Annotated in this window: 20 protein-coding genes and 1 pseudogene; 5 read left to right on the forward strand and 16 right to left on the reverse strand. The window is 42.7% G+C overall.

Features of this window, described 5'->3' with window-relative positions; all coding sequences use genetic code 11:
* Positions 1–92: 92 nt before the first annotated feature.
* The 4 genes and pseudogenes from cls to MHB71_RS09345 form a co-directional block, all read right to left on the reverse strand.
* Positions 93–1,556, reverse strand: a pseudogene (gene cls, locus MHB71_RS09330) (cardiolipin synthase).
* A gap of 188 nt (positions 1,557–1,744) precedes the next feature.
* Positions 1,745–2,089, reverse strand: coding sequence for an S-Ena type endospore appendage (locus tag MHB71_RS09335; protein WP_076327542.1), 345 nt, complete (start codon positions 2,087–2,089; stop codon positions 1,745–1,747).
* An 84-nt stretch (positions 2,090–2,173) separates the two neighbouring features.
* Positions 2,174–2,521: an S-Ena type endospore appendage gene (locus MHB71_RS09340; protein WP_076317822.1), complete on the reverse strand. Its 348-nt coding sequence runs from the start codon at positions 2,519–2,521 to the stop codon at positions 2,174–2,176.
* A gap of 177 nt (positions 2,522–2,698) precedes the next feature.
* On the reverse strand, positions 2,699–3,178 hold the full coding sequence (locus MHB71_RS09345; RefSeq protein ID WP_127548714.1) for a GyrI-like domain-containing protein: 480 nt from the start codon (positions 3,176–3,178) through the stop codon (positions 2,699–2,701).
* A gap of 106 nt (positions 3,179–3,284) precedes the next feature.
* On the opposite strand from MHB71_RS09345, the gene MHB71_RS09350 reads away from it, so the two are divergent.
* Positions 3,285–4,259: an HTH domain-containing protein gene (locus MHB71_RS09350; RefSeq protein ID WP_340029389.1), complete on the forward strand. Its 975-nt coding sequence runs from the start codon at positions 3,285–3,287 to the stop codon at positions 4,257–4,259.
* Positions 4,260–4,423: 164 nt separating this feature from the next.
* Here the strand turns inward: MHB71_RS09350 and MHB71_RS09355 are convergent, their stop codons facing one another.
* From MHB71_RS09355 to MHB71_RS09385, 7 genes are all read right to left on the reverse strand, one after another.
* Complete coding sequence (locus tag MHB71_RS09355; protein WP_076253136.1) at positions 4,424–5,653, reverse strand: multidrug effflux MFS transporter; 1,230 nt, start codon at positions 5,651–5,653, stop codon at positions 4,424–4,426.
* A gap of 137 nt (positions 5,654–5,790) precedes the next feature.
* Complete coding sequence (locus MHB71_RS09360) at positions 5,791–7,014, reverse strand: macrolide family glycosyltransferase (protein WP_340029390.1); 1,224 nt, start codon at positions 7,012–7,014, stop codon at positions 5,791–5,793.
* Positions 7,015–7,084: 70 nt separating this feature from the next.
* On the reverse strand, positions 7,085–8,449 hold the full coding sequence (locus tag MHB71_RS09365; protein WP_340030153.1) for an MFS transporter: 1,365 nt from the start codon (positions 8,447–8,449) through the stop codon (positions 7,085–7,087).
* 196 nt (positions 8,450–8,645) lie between these two features.
* Positions 8,646–8,933 carry a hypothetical protein gene (locus MHB71_RS09370; RefSeq protein ID WP_051447399.1) on the reverse strand — a complete coding sequence of 96 codons (288 nt, stop codon included), beginning with the start codon at positions 8,931–8,933 and terminating at the stop codon, positions 8,646–8,648.
* Between the two features lie 21 nt (positions 8,934–8,954).
* Positions 8,955–9,314: an iron-sulfur cluster assembly accessory protein gene (locus tag MHB71_RS09375; RefSeq protein ID WP_100527894.1), complete on the reverse strand. Its 360-nt coding sequence runs from the start codon at positions 9,312–9,314 to the stop codon at positions 8,955–8,957.
* Positions 9,304–9,639: a helix-turn-helix domain-containing protein gene (locus tag MHB71_RS09380; RefSeq protein WP_340029391.1), complete on the reverse strand. Its 336-nt coding sequence runs from the start codon at positions 9,637–9,639 to the stop codon at positions 9,304–9,306. Before MHB71_RS09380 ends, MHB71_RS09375 begins: the two co-directional genes overlap by 11 nt.
* Before the next feature lie 24 nt (positions 9,640–9,663).
* Entirely contained in the window at positions 9,664–11,022 is a 1,359-nt protein-coding gene (locus tag MHB71_RS09385; RefSeq protein WP_036615592.1) for an MFS transporter, read from the reverse strand.
* Positions 11,023–11,187: 165 nt separating this feature from the next.
* Here MHB71_RS09385 and MHB71_RS09390 point away from each other — a divergent pair, with 165 nt between their 5' ends.
* The gene (locus MHB71_RS09390; protein ID WP_253508613.1) at positions 11,188–11,847 is read left to right on the forward strand and encodes a metalloregulator ArsR/SmtB family transcription factor; all 660 of its coding nucleotides are present in this window, start codon (positions 11,188–11,190) and stop codon (positions 11,845–11,847) included.
* 121 nt (positions 11,848–11,968) lie between these two features.
* Entirely contained in the window at positions 11,969–12,370 is a 402-nt protein-coding gene (locus tag MHB71_RS09395) for an extradiol dioxygenase (RefSeq protein ID WP_340029392.1), read from the forward strand.
* Between the two features lie 29 nt (positions 12,371–12,399).
* Here MHB71_RS09395 and MHB71_RS09400 read toward each other — a convergent pair whose 3' ends face one another.
* A complete protein-coding gene (locus MHB71_RS09400) occupies positions 12,400–13,578 on the reverse strand; it encodes an MFS transporter (protein ID WP_340029393.1) in 1,179 nt (392 codons plus the stop codon).
* Positions 13,568–13,927, reverse strand: a complete 360-nt coding sequence (locus MHB71_RS09405; protein WP_340029394.1) for an SDR family NAD(P)-dependent oxidoreductase — start codon at positions 13,925–13,927, stop codon at positions 13,568–13,570. Before MHB71_RS09405 ends, MHB71_RS09400 begins: the two co-directional genes overlap by 11 nt.
* A 148-nt stretch (positions 13,928–14,075) precedes the next feature.
* On the opposite strand from MHB71_RS09405, the gene MHB71_RS09410 reads away from it, so the two are divergent.
* Positions 14,076–14,963, forward strand: coding sequence for a LysR family transcriptional regulator (locus tag MHB71_RS09410; RefSeq protein ID WP_340029395.1), 888 nt, complete (start codon positions 14,076–14,078; stop codon positions 14,961–14,963).
* A 46-nt stretch (positions 14,964–15,009) separates the two neighbouring features.
* Here MHB71_RS09410 and MHB71_RS09415 read toward each other — a convergent pair whose 3' ends face one another.
* Positions 15,010–15,693, reverse strand: coding sequence for a TetR/AcrR family transcriptional regulator C-terminal domain-containing protein (locus MHB71_RS09415; protein ID WP_036671320.1), 684 nt, complete (start codon positions 15,691–15,693; stop codon positions 15,010–15,012).
* A gap of 136 nt (positions 15,694–15,829) precedes the next feature.
* Between MHB71_RS09415 and MHB71_RS09420 the strand changes: the two genes are divergently transcribed.
* The gene (locus MHB71_RS09420) at positions 15,830–17,182 is read left to right on the forward strand and encodes an MATE family efflux transporter (protein WP_340017472.1); all 1,353 of its coding nucleotides are present in this window, start codon (positions 15,830–15,832) and stop codon (positions 17,180–17,182) included.
* A gap of 110 nt (positions 17,183–17,292) precedes the next feature.
* Here MHB71_RS09420 and MHB71_RS09425 read toward each other — a convergent pair whose 3' ends face one another.
* Together MHB71_RS09425 and MHB71_RS09430 are read right to left on the reverse strand one after the other, a co-directional pair.
* A complete protein-coding gene (locus MHB71_RS09425; RefSeq protein WP_036615612.1) occupies positions 17,293–18,309 on the reverse strand; it encodes a CocE/NonD family hydrolase in 1,017 nt (338 codons plus the stop codon).
* The gene (locus MHB71_RS09430) at positions 18,302–18,946 is read right to left on the reverse strand and encodes a GNAT family N-acetyltransferase (protein ID WP_340029396.1); all 645 of its coding nucleotides are present in this window, start codon (positions 18,944–18,946) and stop codon (positions 18,302–18,304) included. Before MHB71_RS09430 ends, MHB71_RS09425 begins: the two co-directional genes overlap by 8 nt.
* Between the last annotated feature and the right edge of the window lie 11 nt (positions 18,947–18,957).

The raw sequence follows: 18,957 nt of genomic DNA on the forward strand, positions 1-18,957 counted from the left end.
AAGGATTTGCTAATACCTCTAGTCGTTAAGAAGAACTTCAGTGAAAAGCTTTATCGTGCCTGGTTGAGTATAACATCGGCAGTGAAGCTGACCTATAAAATAGGTGAAAGAAGACGTGATATTCCTTCTTTAAATTTGATAATAAGGGACCTGTTTCTATAACGTTCAGAAGTAAGTTCTGTACTTAACTGGCTATCTTGATGAAACAATTTTTGAAGTTGTTTCGCAACTCGCTCGTCATATACAATTGCATTCACCTCAAAATTCAACCTAAAGCTCCGGGAATCAATATTCATCGTCCCTACTGAAGCGACTTCTTCGTCTACTACAATGGTCTTTGCGTGTAAGAATCCATTATCATATAACAGAATCTTGGCGCCATAGTCCAATAATTCACCAGCATACGCCCAAGTCGCCCAATATACAAACGGGTGATCGGGCTTATTGGGAATCATAATGCGCAGATCCACCCCGGATAGCAGTGCGATTTTACATGCATCCATAAAAGTGCTGTCAGGAATAAAGTAAGGCGTTTGAATATACACACTCTTTTTGGCATTTACTATAAGCTTGATGTACATATTCTTCAGGTGTTCCACCTGTGAGTTAGGACCACTAGACACAATCTGAACTGGACTTGAACCATCAAGCCTTGCTGTGTTGAAGGAGTATTGTTCGTAACTTACTTGATCGGATTTGCTAGCGTGTTTCCAATCCAAAATAAACCTGCCTTGAATATGATTAACGGCATCTCCGTGCATTTTAAAATGTGTATCACGCCAGTATCCAAACTTTTTATCCATGCCTAGATACTCATTCCCCAGATTAAATCCGCCAATATAAGCAATCTCTCCATCAATAATACAAAGTTTTCGATGATTTCGATTATTCATACGGAAATTTAATGGCCTAATCAGTGACGGGAAAAAGACCTCTACTTCTCCACCGGCAGAGATCAGTTCTCTGAAAAACTTCAATGAAAGTTTCTTTGAACCAATTTCGTCATAGAGAACTCGCACTTTTACGCCTTCTTTAGCTTTTATGGTTAATTCATCTCGTAATTTCTTCCCTTAGGAATCCGGTTGAATAATGTAATATTGGATGTTAATCTCTTTCTTGGCTTCCTTGATATCAGCAAATAAAGAATCAAATTTCTCTTGTCCATCATCGAAGATGAATATCTCATTGTCATTGGTTAGGATTGCATTGGATGAAGTGAGATTCAATTGAATCAGGTCAGCATATTTCATGAGCAGTGGGTTGTTTTGCTTACGTTGCTCCTTCAATGTCACTAACTGGTTCTCGACAATTAACTTTAGGGAGTTTCTCTCTTCAGCTGAAAGTCCGTAGAAATTTTTCTTTTTGAGGTTACGTCCCAGAAAGAGATAAACGATAAAACCTAAAATAGGAATGAAGTAAAATATCATGAGCCAGGCCCAAGTATAACCAATGTCTCTCCTTTCAAAAAACAAAAATACCGCTGAGAGTAATATGTTTATAATCATAACGAGCGAAAGTATCAGCGTGACCATACTGCTATATCTCCTGCCTTCCATTGACTTTATGTAAATAATAAAAAGTGCTTATTACTTAGCTGTTCTCGAATGAAGCCGCCATCACAAAGAATATGATAACATACTTGAGGAATACTAAATCTATTAAATGATAATTACTAGACATCGAACTAAAAAAAGAATCCACTTCCTATAAAAGAAGGGATTCTTTTGCATTGAATATCCTATACTTAGAATCTGTAATTCAAAGAGAACGCAATTTTGATACTTGTTGTTCCCGCACCGGCTCCAATGAGACTTATAGTATTAATTGTTGGTGCAGTATAAGATCTACTGCTACCTGGGGCTACGACAAAACCAGGAATTTGAACACCGTCAATAAGCAAAGCAGCGGTGGGTGAAGCCCCCACTCCGTTATTCTCAATTAGAATAGTTCCGTTTACCAGAAACGTTGAGGAATTTTCGTATATAATTGTTGGTGTCCCTCCCGTATCTGACAAACTTATCGTAGTACATACGGCATCGTTTACCACCGCTGGAGAAACCGTATTATTACAATTACCAATTTGAGCCATTTGTGAACCTCCTTAAAAATGCTCTTTCTATAAATATATGTGGGGAGATAGTAGTGGTTCGGGCTATTCCAACTTTGTTTCCATTTATTCCTCATCCTCTTCTTCATTTAGAACTTGATAGTATATATCTATTCCAAATGTGCCGCTTGCAATATTGTTTAAGCTCTTTTCAATCTCCACTTCAATATGATGCATTCCGGCACAGCTAAAAGCACAGGTGTTACCCGGTAGAACAGGAAGCGAACACGTTCCTTCATTATGTATTATGTTCAAAAAGACAGATGAATTACTTTGTTTATGATTATAAATACTTACTGTACCATGTACTTTTAAGGTTGAAGATGCTGACCACAGCGTTAAAACCTCTGTTATGTTTGCTGAATTGATATGGAACTCCCCACAAATGGTTGTTTCAGCGAGACGAGTATTCACTCAGACTGCTCCCTTCCATAATTCTTCCTTTCATCTATTTTATTAGTGATCTGCTGTTTTCATGTATGATTATGCTCCTAATGAACAACAAAAAAACCGCTACATTAGCGGCTTTTAATAGTACTATGTTCGTGACTTTAAACGATATACGACCGACTATCCAATCTCCCCTGCTCGTTAGTTCCTAACAACAGGAATCCACATTTCACCATATACCAAACCGTTTTTCTCTCCCATTTCAACTGTTGTATTTGGACCGCCAACATAGGCATAATCTTTTTCTACGGGGAGGGCTTGACCAAAGGCAATGCCAGTAAGCATATTATTGAGCGCATCAGCCGTTTCAGCTTCGCCCTTCACAACCAGGTATTCTCCCTTAGGAAATTGGATTACTCTCGTTGCTTCTGGCAAAGTTTCTGCTGTCATGACACCAGCATAATGCATCATCTGGTTATTTACTGCTTCGTTTACTGCAAAAATGTAGTCGTTTGTTGCCAGAGACTTTAGTTTGTCCAGGCTTCCATCCTCTTTCACCGTGGACCAAAAATCCGCCTTCTCCTTGCTGATGCCAACATAGTCTGTATAGTCGCTCTTAAGATCCGTTCCAATACCTAACACGATAAAGCTCTCTTTTTCTTCGAAATGATAATTACTCATGGTTTACACCGTCCTCTTTTAAATTTTCAATTGATTTGTGTTTTCACTTGATAGGTTTATAATAACCTTAAATCATGTCAGAATATGATACTGTTTAGGGGGCCCAATGAAAAAAGTTGAACGCATTAATACCATCACGCGGTATATCAATAACCGTGCACACTTTACCATCTCTGAAATCATGCGAGAATTTAACATTTCTCGTTCAACAGCCATTCGAGATATCAGAGAAATTGAAGCCATGGGAATGCCACTTGTCGCTGAAGTAGGGCGTGACGGGGGTTATTTTGTCATGAACAACTCCCTCCTGCCCACGGTCCGGTTTACCGATAATGAAATCAAAGCGTTATTCATTGCCTTTATGGCGACAAGAAATCAACAGCTTCCTTATCTGAAGAGTCGTCAATCTTTGGCTGAAAAATTATTGGGCCTTATCTCAGAAAACCAGCAAGATGACCTTGTACATTTGAATCAAATATTGCTTTTTGAAGGGACCAATCCCCATAATCCAGACTTGCTTGATCTATCAGACCTGCCTCACCCTACCTTGGAAAAACTCATCCAAATTCTTCTTATAGAACGTTATTTGTTAGTTACTGTCCAAGAAGAGAAGAAAACAAAGTCCTATCCCATCGTTCTCTTGCACCTTCATCATCAAAAAGGCCATTGGATCATTGAAGGTTTTGACTTGGAGGAAGAAAAAAGACGAATCGTATCCGTTGACAACCTCATCCATGTCGAAGCATACCCGGCGAAAAAAAGATTGAGTACAAAAAAGATTGTAGAACAACTCAAACGAAATACACAGGAAGAAGTTATCAACCTTGTCCTGGAACTTGGCCCAAAGGCGATTGCGCAATTCAAAAAATACCATCCTTTAAAGTTTTCAATTGCCTATACAAATCCATACCAGACTACGGCTCTCCTAAAGGCATTTGTGAATGTTCATAACTCGGAAGAGTTAACCGAAATCACCAATTGGTTGCTCTTTCTAGGTGAAGACATCAAGGTGAAGGAGATTCCAAAAGAATTTCTGAATGCTGTACAGGAGAGATTAAGCTTATATCAAATGAAGCAGTGAGCAGCCCCTCCTCCCCAGTCTCTCCATTTTCTAACCATGTCTTACCTGAATTCAGGCTGAGCGTTCAGTAAGAAATACCAAAAAAGCCGCTATTGCAGCGACTTGTGATGGAATCATATTCATTTATGTCTCACGCCAATGCTTGGCGAGCTGTTCCTTCTATGCTAAAAGTCAGCATTAGACTGGGCATGATTAGGTGTATGCTGCGGGACGTTTTTAACGAGTAGGAAATAAGTAACAATCGCAATGATACTGGTCATTAATAAAGTGAGTCCTAACGGGACGGCAGTGTCCTCACCCGCGATGCCGACCAGAGGAGCAACCAGTGCACCCAGAAGAAAAGGAACAACGCCGAGCAGTGCTGCTGCACTTCCGGCCATCTTAGCTTGACTCTCCATGGCAAGTGGGAATGCCGCTGTAGACGTAATGCCGATCGAGCATACAAAGAAGAACAATGGAATCACCAATGCGAAAAGTGGACCATGAGCCAGGGTTACGACCAAAGCAGCCACACTTGCTATTATAGCAAGCCATAGTCCCGATAATAGCAGCGTCTGCTCAGGGATACGTTTGGCCAATCGACCCACGATTTGAGATCCGATGATCAAGCTGATTCCGTTTGAAGCAAACAGTATAGCAAAAACTGTGGGTGTGACTCCATATATATTTTGGTAAATAAATGGTGTTCCGGCCACATAAGCAAAGACCCCTGCCGTCATGATTCCCTGTGCCAGCATGTAACCAACAAATTTGCGGTCACGCAGAAGCATTCTGTAATTACCCAATTGCTGTTTGAAGTCAGGAACTATACGTCTTTCGATAGGGTGTGTTTCTTTTAAGCTCCACTTTGTCATGATTAATAAGAAAATTCCCAAGAATGAAAGGCAGATAAACACGCCAATCCAGGTTGTGAATGAAAGAACCCCACTTCCCGCGATGGGTGCTGCCAGAGGCCCCAAATTCCCTACAAGCAACAGCAAAGAGAAAAATTTAGTGAGTTCATGTCCACTGTATAGATCTCTAGCTATCGCACGGGAAATGACAATTCCAGCTGAAGCTGCAAATCCTTGCGTGAAACGAAACAAAATTAATAGTCCGATATTCGGAGCAAAAGCACATGCCAAGGAACAAATAATATAGGCTGCCATACAGATCAACAATGGTCTACGTCTACCGTACGCGTCACTCAAAGGACCCATAACAAGTTGTCCTACACCGAGTCCTAATAAACAAGCAGTAAGGCTAAATTGTACAAGTGATGCCGTTGTATTCATATTTTGTGCAATCTCCGGAAAAGCCGGTAAATACATATCAATCGTAAATGGACCTAATGTAGAAAATAAACCTAGTAGTATTGCCAGTCCAAAAACATTCCAATTCGTGCTCTTCGCCATAATAAATAAAATCTCCAATTCCTTATATAATTTGCAAGCCTAATCGAGTATAAGACATAGAGTTAACTGTAGGTCAAGTCTTAAGACTATTAAAACCAAAAAAAGCCGCTTATTAAGCGACTTTGAATGGAAAACCATTAAATTGTGTAACTTCCCCGGCCTGAACCCATATGACTCATAATCATTTCGGCAGCTCGCTTGTAACCGCCAGCCTGCCTTAAAGATTCACCAATGAGGTAAGCCTGCCGTCTATAAAGTGAATTGTGTAGTACTTCTGTTAATGCCTCTCTCAAATTAGTTGCACTGAGGTTATGTTTATTTAAAGTAATACCCGCCCCCAACTCCTGTACCCGATTGGCGACAAGAGGTTGATCCGATGTTAATGGAATCATCACCATCGGAACGTTGTAATATAACGCCTCACTTGTGCTGTTCATTCCAGCATGTGTAATAAAAACATCGGTATGCTGCAGCATGTCCAACTGGGCAATGTATGGCTTGACGATAAAATTAGGAGGAACTTGATTCGCCAGCGGCGTCATGTCCGTGTACTTTCCTGAAGATAAAACAACATTCACGGGTAGATCCCCTAATGCTTCAAAGCAAAGCTGATAGAAATCCAAATTTTTATTTAAAATCGTACCCATAGCAATGTACACGGTTTGCGGGTACCGTTCACGAAGCACCTCAAACGAGAAGGTTGGAGCATCTTGACGTGTTATGATCGAAGGACCCGTGAAAATAAAACGATCATCCAGCTTTTCTGCCTGCGGCTGAAAATAACGGCTGGTGTACACAAGCTTTAACTGACCAGCATGTGCCGGAATCTCCTCCATGGCTGGAATACTCACTTGAAGCTCTTCAGCTAACTCCGTTGTGATCTTCATTGTAGCCTCATAAAGCTCCTTCGTCTCCGTCTCATTCAGAACTGAGCTAGACCCCAGAGGCTCCACAAAAGCAAAGGACGCAATCGAGCACACCGCAGGAATTCCCAGTTTTTCTGCAAGAATAGTCCCTCCCCATCCCATCAGGGAATCAAAGATCATATAATCGAACTTTTGATCCTCGATCACCTGCAGCACATTGGGGATGATCCTCCGGATAATACCGCTTACCATCATATAAATGAACTGATAAGAATGCTTGTATTCCTGGGGTTTCAACACCGGATCATGAGAGAAGGCATCTTGTGGAAATGGATAGGTTATAATCTGTGCACCGGTTTGTTCAATTCGGGAACGGTACTCCTCCGTGCACACATAGATGACTTCCTCACCATTGTCTATCAACTGAGTAACTAATCCTAACGACGGATTCACATGTCCTTCAGCTGGAGTAATGACTACTAATACACGTGCCATCTTACCCACCTCCCAATGCAAATAGTCCCCCCGTTCTTCATGATGTATTTAACGACGCAGTCGTCATCCGTTACATGGAGATGTTATCCTTCACTTGGTTGATTGGATGATGTTCTTGATGAACGAGTTTGGTAATTCGTAGTGATGCCAAGAAACTTAACAAGACCCATAATAATTGCAGTGTTAACACGATCAAAACACCTGTCGATATGCCCCACTGTAACGTTTCGGACAAGGCAATTAGAGCGCCACCAACTCCAATGCTTACGCCCATGTAGAAGGAATCCACAAATTGCAGATTCGCGGACATTTCTCCCTCTTTCCTGGGCAAGGCATGTTGTAAAGCAATGGCTGCTGTTGTAGGGTTGGCCAATCCAACACCAAACCCTGTAATCATTTGTGAGAGAAGGATGAGTATAATCCCGCCGTCCGTCAAAATAAGAGCCAGGATCACAAGTACAGTTCCAACGATCATAATCCCAATGCCCGTCATGACCCTACCCTTTCGGGCACGACCTTGATCTCGTGCATCAAGCTTGGCTTGTAACCACGCTGCGGCGGACCAGCTCAGAGAACCTGCTGCTACGATGAGGCCAGCAAGGTCAGCTGATAACCCCTTCACTTCGGTTAGCGCCAAGATCACAAAACTTTCCGTTGTAAAATAACAAGCAACATATAGCCCTCTCGATACCAAAGTAGCAGGCAATCCTTTTTTTACCGAAAAAGTCCCTACTGGCAGCAATTTACGCATTGGTGTGATCATGACGACTAATCCAGCCAAAGTGAGTACTATGCCTTTCCATTCGGTTATCATACCAAGTCCTGTGAGTAACAGCCCCGTTCCAACCGCAAGCAGAATCGCATACATAATCTTTGAGTCGGTTGCTCGCGCTGGACCTGACAGATCTTGCTGAAGCTGCAAATTACGGAAAGAACGGAATGTGAGACTGAGCGCTATTCCAATCAAGGGTAAAACGATCCAGAAAACATATCGCCACGAGATGTAGGAAGCTATAAGGCCTGCTGCATAAGGTCCGATTAAGGTAGGCAGGACAAATGCCATAGAGAATGCGGCCAGGATTTGAGTACGAAGTGTATCTGGATAATGTAACGTCACACAGGTATAAATGCATGTGATCAGGGCCCCCGCTCCAAAACCTTGAAGGGCTCTTCCGGCAATAAGCATATGCATATCGAAAGAGACAGCGGAGACCACAGTTGCTAACACAAAAACACTAAAAGATATCAGCATGGATGTAAAAACGCCGCGCTTGTCAATCTGTTGCCCCATAACCAAGGTTCCAACAAGCTGAGATAACAAAAATGCGCTGAAGATCCAACCGTATAAATGAATGCCCTCTAAACTTTGTGCCATTTTCGCGGCAATCGTTGTGATAGCCAGTCCTTCGAAAGCTACGGTTGCCAGAACCAGCATAATACCAATTGTAGTCGCCCTGTACTGAGCATCAAAAATCCCAATCTGATTGTTGTTTGTCTTCCACACCTCCGTAATTAGATGGTTATTATGGTAAATTAAACCTTTTAACTCCCTGAATATACATGAAGTGTTACACTTTGTAAAGTTAAATGTTTAAAAAGTGAGATCGTGGTCTAGAATAGGGTACCCATGTTCAATAGGAGATTTTGCTTGAAAATATGCCATCTTCATTACAGTCAATTTGGAGAAGTTCATCCTCCAGGATCCAGGCATCTGTTTTTTCAACAAAGAAATGAAATCCTCCAATGGATTGAACCAATGCGGGATCGACCGGTGTAGCACTCGCATTTATGCCAATTGTAAAAGCATCGGAGCCTCCTCCGACATATTTTGCATAAATCCTTACATATTGGTCTTCTTCCAATTCCCATTCTTTCTTAAATGAATCGATTGCTTGTTCAGATACTACAAATGAGATCATTGCTCTGCACTCCTTCCTTCATTAATCACATTTTTTCACTTCGCCACGATAATTGGCCATTCTGAAACTGGCTCCGCATCCACACGAAACTTTGGCATTTGGATTATTCATGGTGAATCCGCCTAACATTCCGCTCTCTTCATAGTCAATCTCTAGACCATCAATATATGGAATACTGTTTGCGTGAACCAATATCCTAAATTGCTTTTTATTTAACACAATGTCTTCTTCTGCCTGCTGTTCATCCACGATAAGGGTATAAGATAATCCACTGCATCCCCCTTCATCAACGCCTACTCTAAGGAAGGCATTTTGGATATCCGCACTTGATAAGATCTCAACGATTTTGTCCGATGCTGTATCACTGACCTCAATGATCATCTTTATTCCTCCCGGTGGTATCATTTTGAAATTTGGTATCCCAGTCCATTAGACAGGGTATGAATGCTGCAAGAGCAGCTCCTTTTGGCGTAAGTTCATAAATAATTTGTGTAGGGCGTGTCCGTATTGTTCTTTTGACCAAATGATCATCTTGAAGACCCTTTAAACGTCTGGAGAGGATCATTTCGGAAATGGAAGGAATGATATCGAATATTTCACCGAATCTCTTCGGGCCTTGAGACAGAGCACATAAAATATGGATCGTCCATTTCGTTCCGATGATGCGATAAGCTGTAAATAGTTTATTCGGGTCTTCAGTGAACAATGGTCTGTACACCCACTTTCTTATTCATCCGCGTGTTGAGATCCGAGTGCTGGCAATGATACTCGTGACGATTAACAAGAGATGGAAACCCATGGCTACAATTAAGCCGGATTGAAGTGACATACCGCCAGCCTGACACACGACAAGAATGGAACCACCAATGCCGATCACTACACCAGGTGTAAAAGAATCTGCAAATTGCAGATTTGCCGAGGTTTGGCCCACGCCTTCTTCCCCCGTTTGGGAAAATGCGACAACACCACTAATCGGATGCGCCAATCCAATACCAACTCCTGCAATGATCTGCCCAATAACTGCAATGGTAACGGTCACAACAGGTACCCAAAATACGATGGCAATCCCTATGGCAAGTAACATTACGCCAAGAATAATTCTCATATGACGTCCACTGCCCTGATCTGCCGCATCCCACCGTCCTTGCAGATACGCAATGATACACCAACTTAATGCTGCACTCGCCACAATTAATCCGGCCTGAGAAGGTGTAATTCCTTTCACATCGATTAGAGCCAATACCAAGAAATTCTGTGTACTAGTATAGGCAGCGAAGAACAATCCACGTGTTGCCAAAATAGCTGGCATTCCTCTGCGCAACGTAAGTGTTCCCTTCGGTAGCAATTTACGGAGAGGAAATATCATCAATACTAGGCCAATCACGACTAAAACAAATCCCATAATGCTCGGGAGCCTACTTAGACCAACCAGGAAAATCCCTGTACCCAACGTTAAGAGTAACGCCATCCAAGTGGATGAAGATCCGCTATCCCCTCCCGTCTTCTGCACTTTCAATTTCCTAAAGGCAGGTAAACTAAGCAATGCTGAAACCACCAGCACAGGTAAGATCCCCCAGAAAACAAAGCGCCAGGACCACTGATCTGCGATAACTCCTGCTACATATGGACCGAGCATGGACGGAAGAACATAGGCAGTACCAAATGCTCCAAGAATTTTGGCACGTAACTCATCCGGGTAACTTAACGATATAGCTGTATACACACAAGTCATCATAGCTCCGGCACCCAAACCCTGTAGAGCCCGTGATCCTATCATGGTATACATGTCGCCTGCGGTTGCGGCAGCGATCAGCCCTACGATAAACAACAGAAGTGCAAAAGTGAACGGTGCTGCAGGTCCTCTTTTATCAATGATTCGACCGACGACCAGCGTTCCGATAATCTGCGCAAGCAGATATGTACTGAATATCCATCCGAACAAGCTAAGGCCGTTCAAGTCTCCAGCAATCGAAGGAGCAATGGTGGTTACGGATAGACCTTCGAATCCAACGGCCATCACTGATAAAATAATCCCTATGGTTAGTGCAAAATAACGCGGGCTGAAAATACTTTGATGATTAGACGACATGAAATGTGACCTCCAAGAAAATTGGTATGTATACATCGTATCCGGATACTTAGTAAACATTTTTGTTTATAATGTCTAAGCTACAGTTCGGCTTTGACTTTGTCAACATTTTTGTTTAAAATGTAGTTAGTCATGTAGATTCAGTTCGTCACAAGGAGGTGCACCATGAGCGGAAATCAAACCAAAAAAGATGTCTCGACCAGTACCCGGAGAGCAATTATTAATCTGTTAAAAGAGCGCGGGGGAATGGATGTTGTCACTCTCTCCTCTCAGTTTTCGTTATCCGGAATGGCTATTCGTCAACATCTGAATGCGCTAAAAGGAGAAGGGTTGGTTACCACTATGGAAGAGGCCCGTCCCATGGGTCGCCCCACCAAGTTATGGATATTAACTCCCGCGGCTAATCGTTTTTTCCCAAGTGGATATTCCGATTTATCCGTCAGCCTCATCAATTCGATGAAAGAGGCTTTTGGTACTGAAGGGCTGGACAAGCTGCTGGATGTTCGAAATAAAAATATGCAAGAACAATATCTTCAGCATCTTGGGGATTCATCAGGAGTTAAAGAGAGATTGGAGAAATTGGCCGAAATTCGTACCAATGAAGGTTATATGGCCGAGGTTAAGGAGCAGGATGATGGTAGTCTCCTACTCATTGAGAAACATTGTCCGATCTGTGAAGCGGCCGCGGTATGTACCGGGTTATGCAAGAATGAGCTACATTTATTCAAAACAGTTCTAGGTGATAATGTTCATATTGAACGGGGAGAATACATTCTAGCCGGAGGAAGAAACTGCGTATACACCGTTAGACATAATAAGCCATGACCAAAAGAGCAACCTCATTGGAGATTGCTCTTTTGGTTTGGTTTTTGAACTGATTATGTAATTTTGAATTGAGGTAGAGTATAGTAAGAGTGTTGAAAATATACTCTAGGAGGCTACTGCCATGTCACAAAAAATCTGGATGAACCTGCCGGTGAAAGATGTTGTGCAATCCACTACCTTTTTCAATGAGATTGGATTCCATGGGGAGAATGTTGGCAACGAGAGAGCCCAGCTTGTCATAGGCTCAACAACTATTCTACTGTTTCCAGATGCAACGTTTGAGAAATTTACGGGTGCCAAAACTGCAGATACTTCCCATAGCGCAGAAGTGATATTTTCCATTGGTGCTGACAGCAGAGAAGAAGTTGATGCTTTTATTGAAAAAGTCGAGTTAGCTGGAGGAACCATCTTTGGCAAGCCGGGTGAAATAGACGGCTGGATGTACGGCGCGGGATTTGCCGACCTGGACGGTCACCGCTGGAACCTGTTGTATATGGATGAGAGCAAAATGCCGAAACGGTAATGTATAACGGCTATCACTACATCCGCCTCTTATCCTTCAACTTTGGAGCCCTCGAATCGGCCAGTCATGGAGATTCTGAAGTAATTCGTTACGATACTAAAGATAAGGAACATGATTCCTCCAACTACAATATATTGTGTACTTATTCCAGTTACGATTAGTCCACATACACTAGCACCAAGTGTTGTTCCCAGGTTGGAAGAGGTTAGAAAGATCCCATTCGACAATTCGGGTGCCTCTGGTGCTGCCGATACCACCCAATATTGAGTGATATTGCCTCCTATGCCTCCTATGATCCCCCAAATGAAAATAAGGAAGGCTGTTGGCACACTAAATTGTCCGAAGGTGAACAACAAGATGTATACCGTTATTAATGCAATGGGATACATCTTGATCGTTCTCAAAGGGAAATTAGCGAGCAGTTTCCCTGCTATCATGTTCCCAACCATATTGGCCAAGCCATATAGAAATAACAACACACTGACGGTGTTCCACTCATATCTTGTCACGGTTTTCAGAAACTCGGCAAGGTAACTATAGACCCCAAATACAGCTCCGTTCATGAAAATCACGCCAGCAATGGATAGCCACATCACGGATCTTCTCAATACATACAGATGAGTACCCATAGAGATTCTTTTCGTAACTGGCATTGAGGGCACAAAAAGAAGTGTTGATACAAATGCAACGATCGTTACGGCGGCAAAGAACAACATCGCATAGAACAACGATGTGCTGGTGGCAATCAAGCTCGAAAGGGGTACTCCAAGTACCATGCCTGCCGACACGCCTACAAATACTTTAGCCACTGCCTTCGGCGCTTCTTCCTTGGGGACTGACGCCGCTGCGACCGTAAATGCCAATGAGCAATAGACCGGATGGAAAAAAGCCGGAACGACACGTGCAATGACCAATACCGTAAAGTTTGATGTGATGGCGGAGACCAGGCTGCCCACAATAAAAATGCCAAGTACAAACAACATGACATGCTTGCGGTTTATGCCCGAAAATAATAAGGGCAAAATGGGGCCAGATATAGCAACCGCAAGCGCAAAAAGACTCACGATCAAACCAGCGGTTGAGATACTGACCTCGTAATGGTCTGCAATCAAAGGCAAGATACCGATTACGCCCATCTCCGTATTTAAAATACTGAATACACCAAAGGTCAGAATGAATACAAGCAGGTGATTTCGTTTAGTTGTCATATGCCATGGATTTAGAGAGATCACGGTAAGCATTGATCTCTGTCTGAAGGTTGGCAATTTTCTGCTCTGCAATGTCTATCGCGTCGGCTCCTGCAATGAAGCGTTGCGGCGGTTGGGCCTCGTCAATTGCCGCCTTAACTGCGGCATGTGCATCAGCAGGCTCGCAAACATCTAATGGGACAACCATTACATTCTCGGAATCACCAATCGCGCGAACCTCTGCATCGGGATTCCGGCCGGTAGCAACAACCTTGTGTCTAGCATTTAAAGCAGCCTTAGCAATAGTTGTGCCCATACCTCGACCAGCGCCAATTATAAACCATACTTTTGTCTTATCCATATCATTCATTCCTTTCAATTTCTTCTCCAGTTGCCTTGCTTTTTAGTTTAGCGTTTATACACCACATAGCAAATACTCATATCTTATAACAAGTTATGCTTGAAAGGCATTTCTGTAAGGTTTATTGTAGAATATAAGGGATAAAGGAGGAGTTACGATGGAGATTAGAGTATTGCGTTATTTTCTTACGGTCGCCAGAGAAGGAAGCATTACACGCGCTGCTGATTTCTTGCATGTTACGCAGCCCACCTTGTCCAGACAATTGAAAGACCTTGAGCAAGAGTTGGGAAAGAAATTATTTATTCGCAGTAGTTACAGTATTGTTCTCACAGATGAAGGTATGCTTTTAAGAAATAGGGCTGAAGAAATTGTGGGTATGGTCGATAAATTAGAGGCAGAATTTGAATCCATGGAAGAAACCATAAGTGGAGATATTTATATAGGCGGTGGAGAAACGGAAGCCATGAAACAGATTGCAAGAGTGGCAAAAGACGTACAGAATAAATATCCCAATATACGCTATCACCTATACAGCGGTAACGAAGATGATGTAACTGAGCGGCTTGACAAGGGACTCCTTGACTTCGGTATTCTAATCCAGCCAGCGGATGTCTCCAAATATAACTATATCAATTTCTCTGACAAGGATGTTTGGGGAGTGGTCATGAGAAAAGAAAGTCCACTCGCCTCCAATGATACGATTCGATCTACAGACTTATTACATGTTCCACTGATCTGTTCAAGACAGTCGATGAAGCAGACATTTTCGAAAAATGAGTTTGCGGATTGGTTTGGTGAAGATTTTGACAAATTAAACGTGGTTACTACATACAATCTTGCATATAATGCTGCTATTATGGTTGAAGAAGGCATTGGTTATGCATTAACACTAGATAAAATAGTGAATACGTCCAGTGAAAGCGATCTTTGCTTCAGACCTCTGGAGCCAAGACTTGAATCTGGCTTAAATATCGTTTGGAAAAAACATCAGGTCTTTTCGACTGCTGCGGATTTGTTTTTAAAAGAAATTCAGGATAAATTTTAGACTGATAAAGGGATTAACGTGAGTACAAGAAGAAACCCACCGGAGTTTAATTCTCGGTGGGTTTCTTTATCACTTGTTCAATCCCGAGCAAAATAAGCTTCAAGCCGAACTCGAAAGCTCCGTCGGTTCCCATCACCTCAAACAGACCGTTCTTATACATCCTGCTGAAAAGTCCCGCTTCCTTCTCACTCATAGAATCCAGAAGGTGGATCATCTCTTCACCCTGAAGTGCTTCCTGGTCCTTAATAACAGCAGAGATATTGCGCTGATGCTGATAATCGTCGAGTACGAAATAGAATACATAGTTGACCAGTGTAAGAACGGCCTGTAATTTCTGCTCTTGCTCTAGCGGTGTTGATTCCATGCAGAGCAACATGCGGTTGGTGAAGCGGATCATGTCCGGTTCATGGGGCAGCGTCATCATCATGAGCTGTGTGGAGCACGGGTATCTGCTGAGCACACTCCGTACCGTCACCGCAAGCCCCTCCATCTGCTCCTTCCAGTCCCCTTCAGTATGGAACTCGTCCAGAATAATTTTCGATATCTGGTTGGCCAGACGCTGGTAGAGCGTCTGCTTGCTCTTGAAGTACCAGTATAGAGATGGAGCCTGAATCCCCAGCTTGTCTGCCAAGCGTCTCATGCTGAATTTCTCGATGCCCTCTTCCCCGAGAAGCTCCCACGAAATTTCCAAAATCTTATCTTCCGAAATCTGAGGCTGTTGTTTTTTCATCGATATCCGCCCTTTTATCTAACAGTGTAAGTTTATGCTTTACAGGTTCATAAGTTCATGATAACATCTAACACTGTAAGGTTCAATCTAACAGTGTTAGATTAGATCAATATTAACGAAGAAAGTAGTGACCCACATGGATGCAGAAAACCTCCATTACTTTGAAAAAGCACCAATCGCCAAAGCCGTAGCTCACTTTGCTGTCCCAATGATGCTAGGCACGTCAATGAGTGTTATTTACTCCATCTTGAATGCCTATTTCCTTGGCACACTGGGTAATACGGCAATGTTAACCGCACTCGCATTAACTTTACCTTTATTCGCGGTCATCATGGCCCTTGGTAATTTAATTGGTATAGGCAGCGGTACATTCATCTCTCGTTTGCTGGGAGAGAAAAAAGTAGATGATCTGAAGCATGTATCTTCATTTGCCTTTTACAGCAGTTTAGTTCTCGGAATTATTGTGATGGCCGTTGGGCTCCCGCTGATTGAACCAATCGTTCATGGGCTGGGGGCAACGCCAGAGTCCTTCGGATTTACGAAAGAGTATGTCACGATTATGCTTATGGGTTCACCCTTCGTCATCTTATTCTTTACCCTGGAGAATATCGTGCGCTCAGAAGGTTCAGCAATGACTTCTATGACCGGTATGATTCTCAGTGTTGTTATAAATATTATCCTTGATGCACTATTCATTTTTGTCTTCCATTGGGGCGTGATTGGCGTTGCATCTGCTACCGTCATCTCCAACTTGGTTGCGAGTGCATTTTACGCTTACCATATGAGTTATAAGAGTCAATTCTTAACCGTCTCCCTAAAATGGTTCAAGGTGACGAAGGACATCCTGAGCAATGTGTTCAAAATCGGTGTTCCCGTCTTTGTTATGAGTGTCTTCTTGGGTGCAATGTCACTTATTCTTAATCTTTTTCTTGTCGAATATGGGGATCAGGCCGTTGCGGGGTATGGAATCTCATCACGTTTACTGCAATTCCCTGAATTTATTCTGATGGGCTTGTGCGAGGGAGTTGTGCCGTTGATTGCCTTCTCATTCACAGCGAACAAATTACGTATGAAACAAACGATTGGATTCACGATCAAAGCTATTTTGGGCTTAGCCGTCATGTTCGGTGTTATTGTTTATCTGATCTCTGACCACTTGATTGGTTTATTTACGACTGACCCGCAATTAATTGAAATGGGTAGCTACATTCTTCATGTAACCTTCTTATCCTTGTTTATTACAGGAATGACTTCTTTGTTTATGGGGATCTTCCAAGCAACAGCCCAAGGAACCGCCGCGTTTGTTATGTCCATAATTCAAGGGATTACACTAATTCCTGTATTGTATATCGCTAATCAAATGAATGGCTTTCATGGAGTGATCTGGTCGCTCGTTATTGCGGATGCCGTGGCGTTCCTAGTTGGGGCCATCATGTTATATGTTTTGCGGACCAAATTGCAGCCGGATCTGGAACATTTGGCACAGTAGTTAACGTATAACACGCAAAAAGGCAGGATAAGGGCGCACCCTGACCCTGCTCTTTCATTTCCAAATGACAAATATCTATCTGGTGATACGAAGAGATCGTAAACCGTCTGTTATAAGGAAGAAGTGGTCAACATATGTTCTATTTCATCCATATACCCATCCACTGTAATGCTTCTCGGAGCAAACAGAAATCGTAGTGATTGTTTCCATTCCGAGCCTGCAATAGAGGTTGGTAACATCGAATGTTCTGTATTAGAGAAGATTTTTACATGGAGCAAGGAAGATGGCTGAATTCCTTTACGGTATGCTTGCTCTGTATCAACAATGTCCACATTCACATCATCTTCTCCAAGCAGAAGGAGTACCGGGGTTTTGAAATGATGCAAATCCGCCGTGGCATCTGAAGCAAAATTTTTCTTTATGAAGTTCCAGCGTTCTTTGGAAATCAGATCATGCTCTCTAGCAATCTTGGTGTACTCTTCATATGTGCCATGTTTCTTTAAAATCTCTTTAATCTGGTTTTCATAATCGACCTGATTTTGAATCTCCTCCGTGGAATAACCATCTTTCGCCATTTGGCTGCGTGTGTTGTATTCTCCCTGTTCCAACCAGTTTATCGCTGGTGATACCAAGATACTGAAGGCGAGATGTTCTTTCCCAGCAAGCTTAGGAATCACCCAGCCTGCTTGGCTGGCACCCCATACGCCTATTTTGGAATCATCAATGATGGATTGTTCTTTCGCCCATGCAATAGCTTGCTGTGCCTCCACAACACGATCATCCATGCTTTGATCTAGCCAGTTTCCCTCTGAACCCCCGATTCCCCGTTTATCTAGCGACAAGGATGCATACCCGATCGATGCCAGTCGCTCCCACAACGGTTTGTATCCCTCACCATGAGTAGAGTCTATCGGACCGTCACCGTGAATAAACAGTACTAGACCTAGCTTGCCTGAATGGTTTCTGGGTAACGTGAGCGTACCTGTTAACTTACCCTGTGGAGATTGAATTTCAATGGTTTGTTCCTCCATGTCAAAATCACTTTGATCGACTATGTACAGTCCTGCACCAACCATCAGTAAGATTGCCACAATAACTGAGATGTATCGTTTTTTCCAATTAAACATAACTATCTCCTTTGTAAATCATGTAATGCCATTGGTTTTCGCCTAAGAGCAGGCCGGTCAGAAAGCTGTTTGTGCTATACTGCTTGCGAAATTGATAGCGTTCATATAACTGTATCGCTTGATGATTCTGACTTGCCACATGCAAGCTAAGAGATGACATTGATTTGGATTGCAACATATATTTCTGTGCCCATTGAAGCAACTGCGTACCAATTCCCTTGCCTTGGTGCTGTGGATGTACAACCAGATCTTCCACATAACATTCGCCTAATTTAGGAGTATGCTTCAGCAGATGTAAACCAGTTATTAACTGAAGCAGTTTCCACATGCCAACTCTATTGCACTGGCTCCACCAATGAGGATTGGCACGAACGCTTGTTATTGCTGCTCTGTTATCTGCTTCCTTCCATTTCAAGCACATGGTGCCAACAATCTCCTCATTTTCACGAGCAATGATACGAAGAGTACTTTGTTCCATGGGCGGATGATTGAGCAACTGTTCAAATACGTAAGCCAGATCAGTTATGGACAATGAAGTGATCTTTTGAAATTTGTGTCCAAAACCATAAGCCATGAGTTCAGCAACAGCTTGATGAAACTGGGGACAAACGGGTTCTATCTGAATGGAAGTTGTCACTGTGTGCCTCC

The sequence above is a fragment of the Paenibacillus sp. FSL H7-0940 genome, assembly GCF_037979415.1.
In the GTDB taxonomy this organism is placed as follows: Bacteria; Bacillota; Bacilli; order Paenibacillales; family Paenibacillaceae; genus Paenibacillus; species Paenibacillus amylolyticus.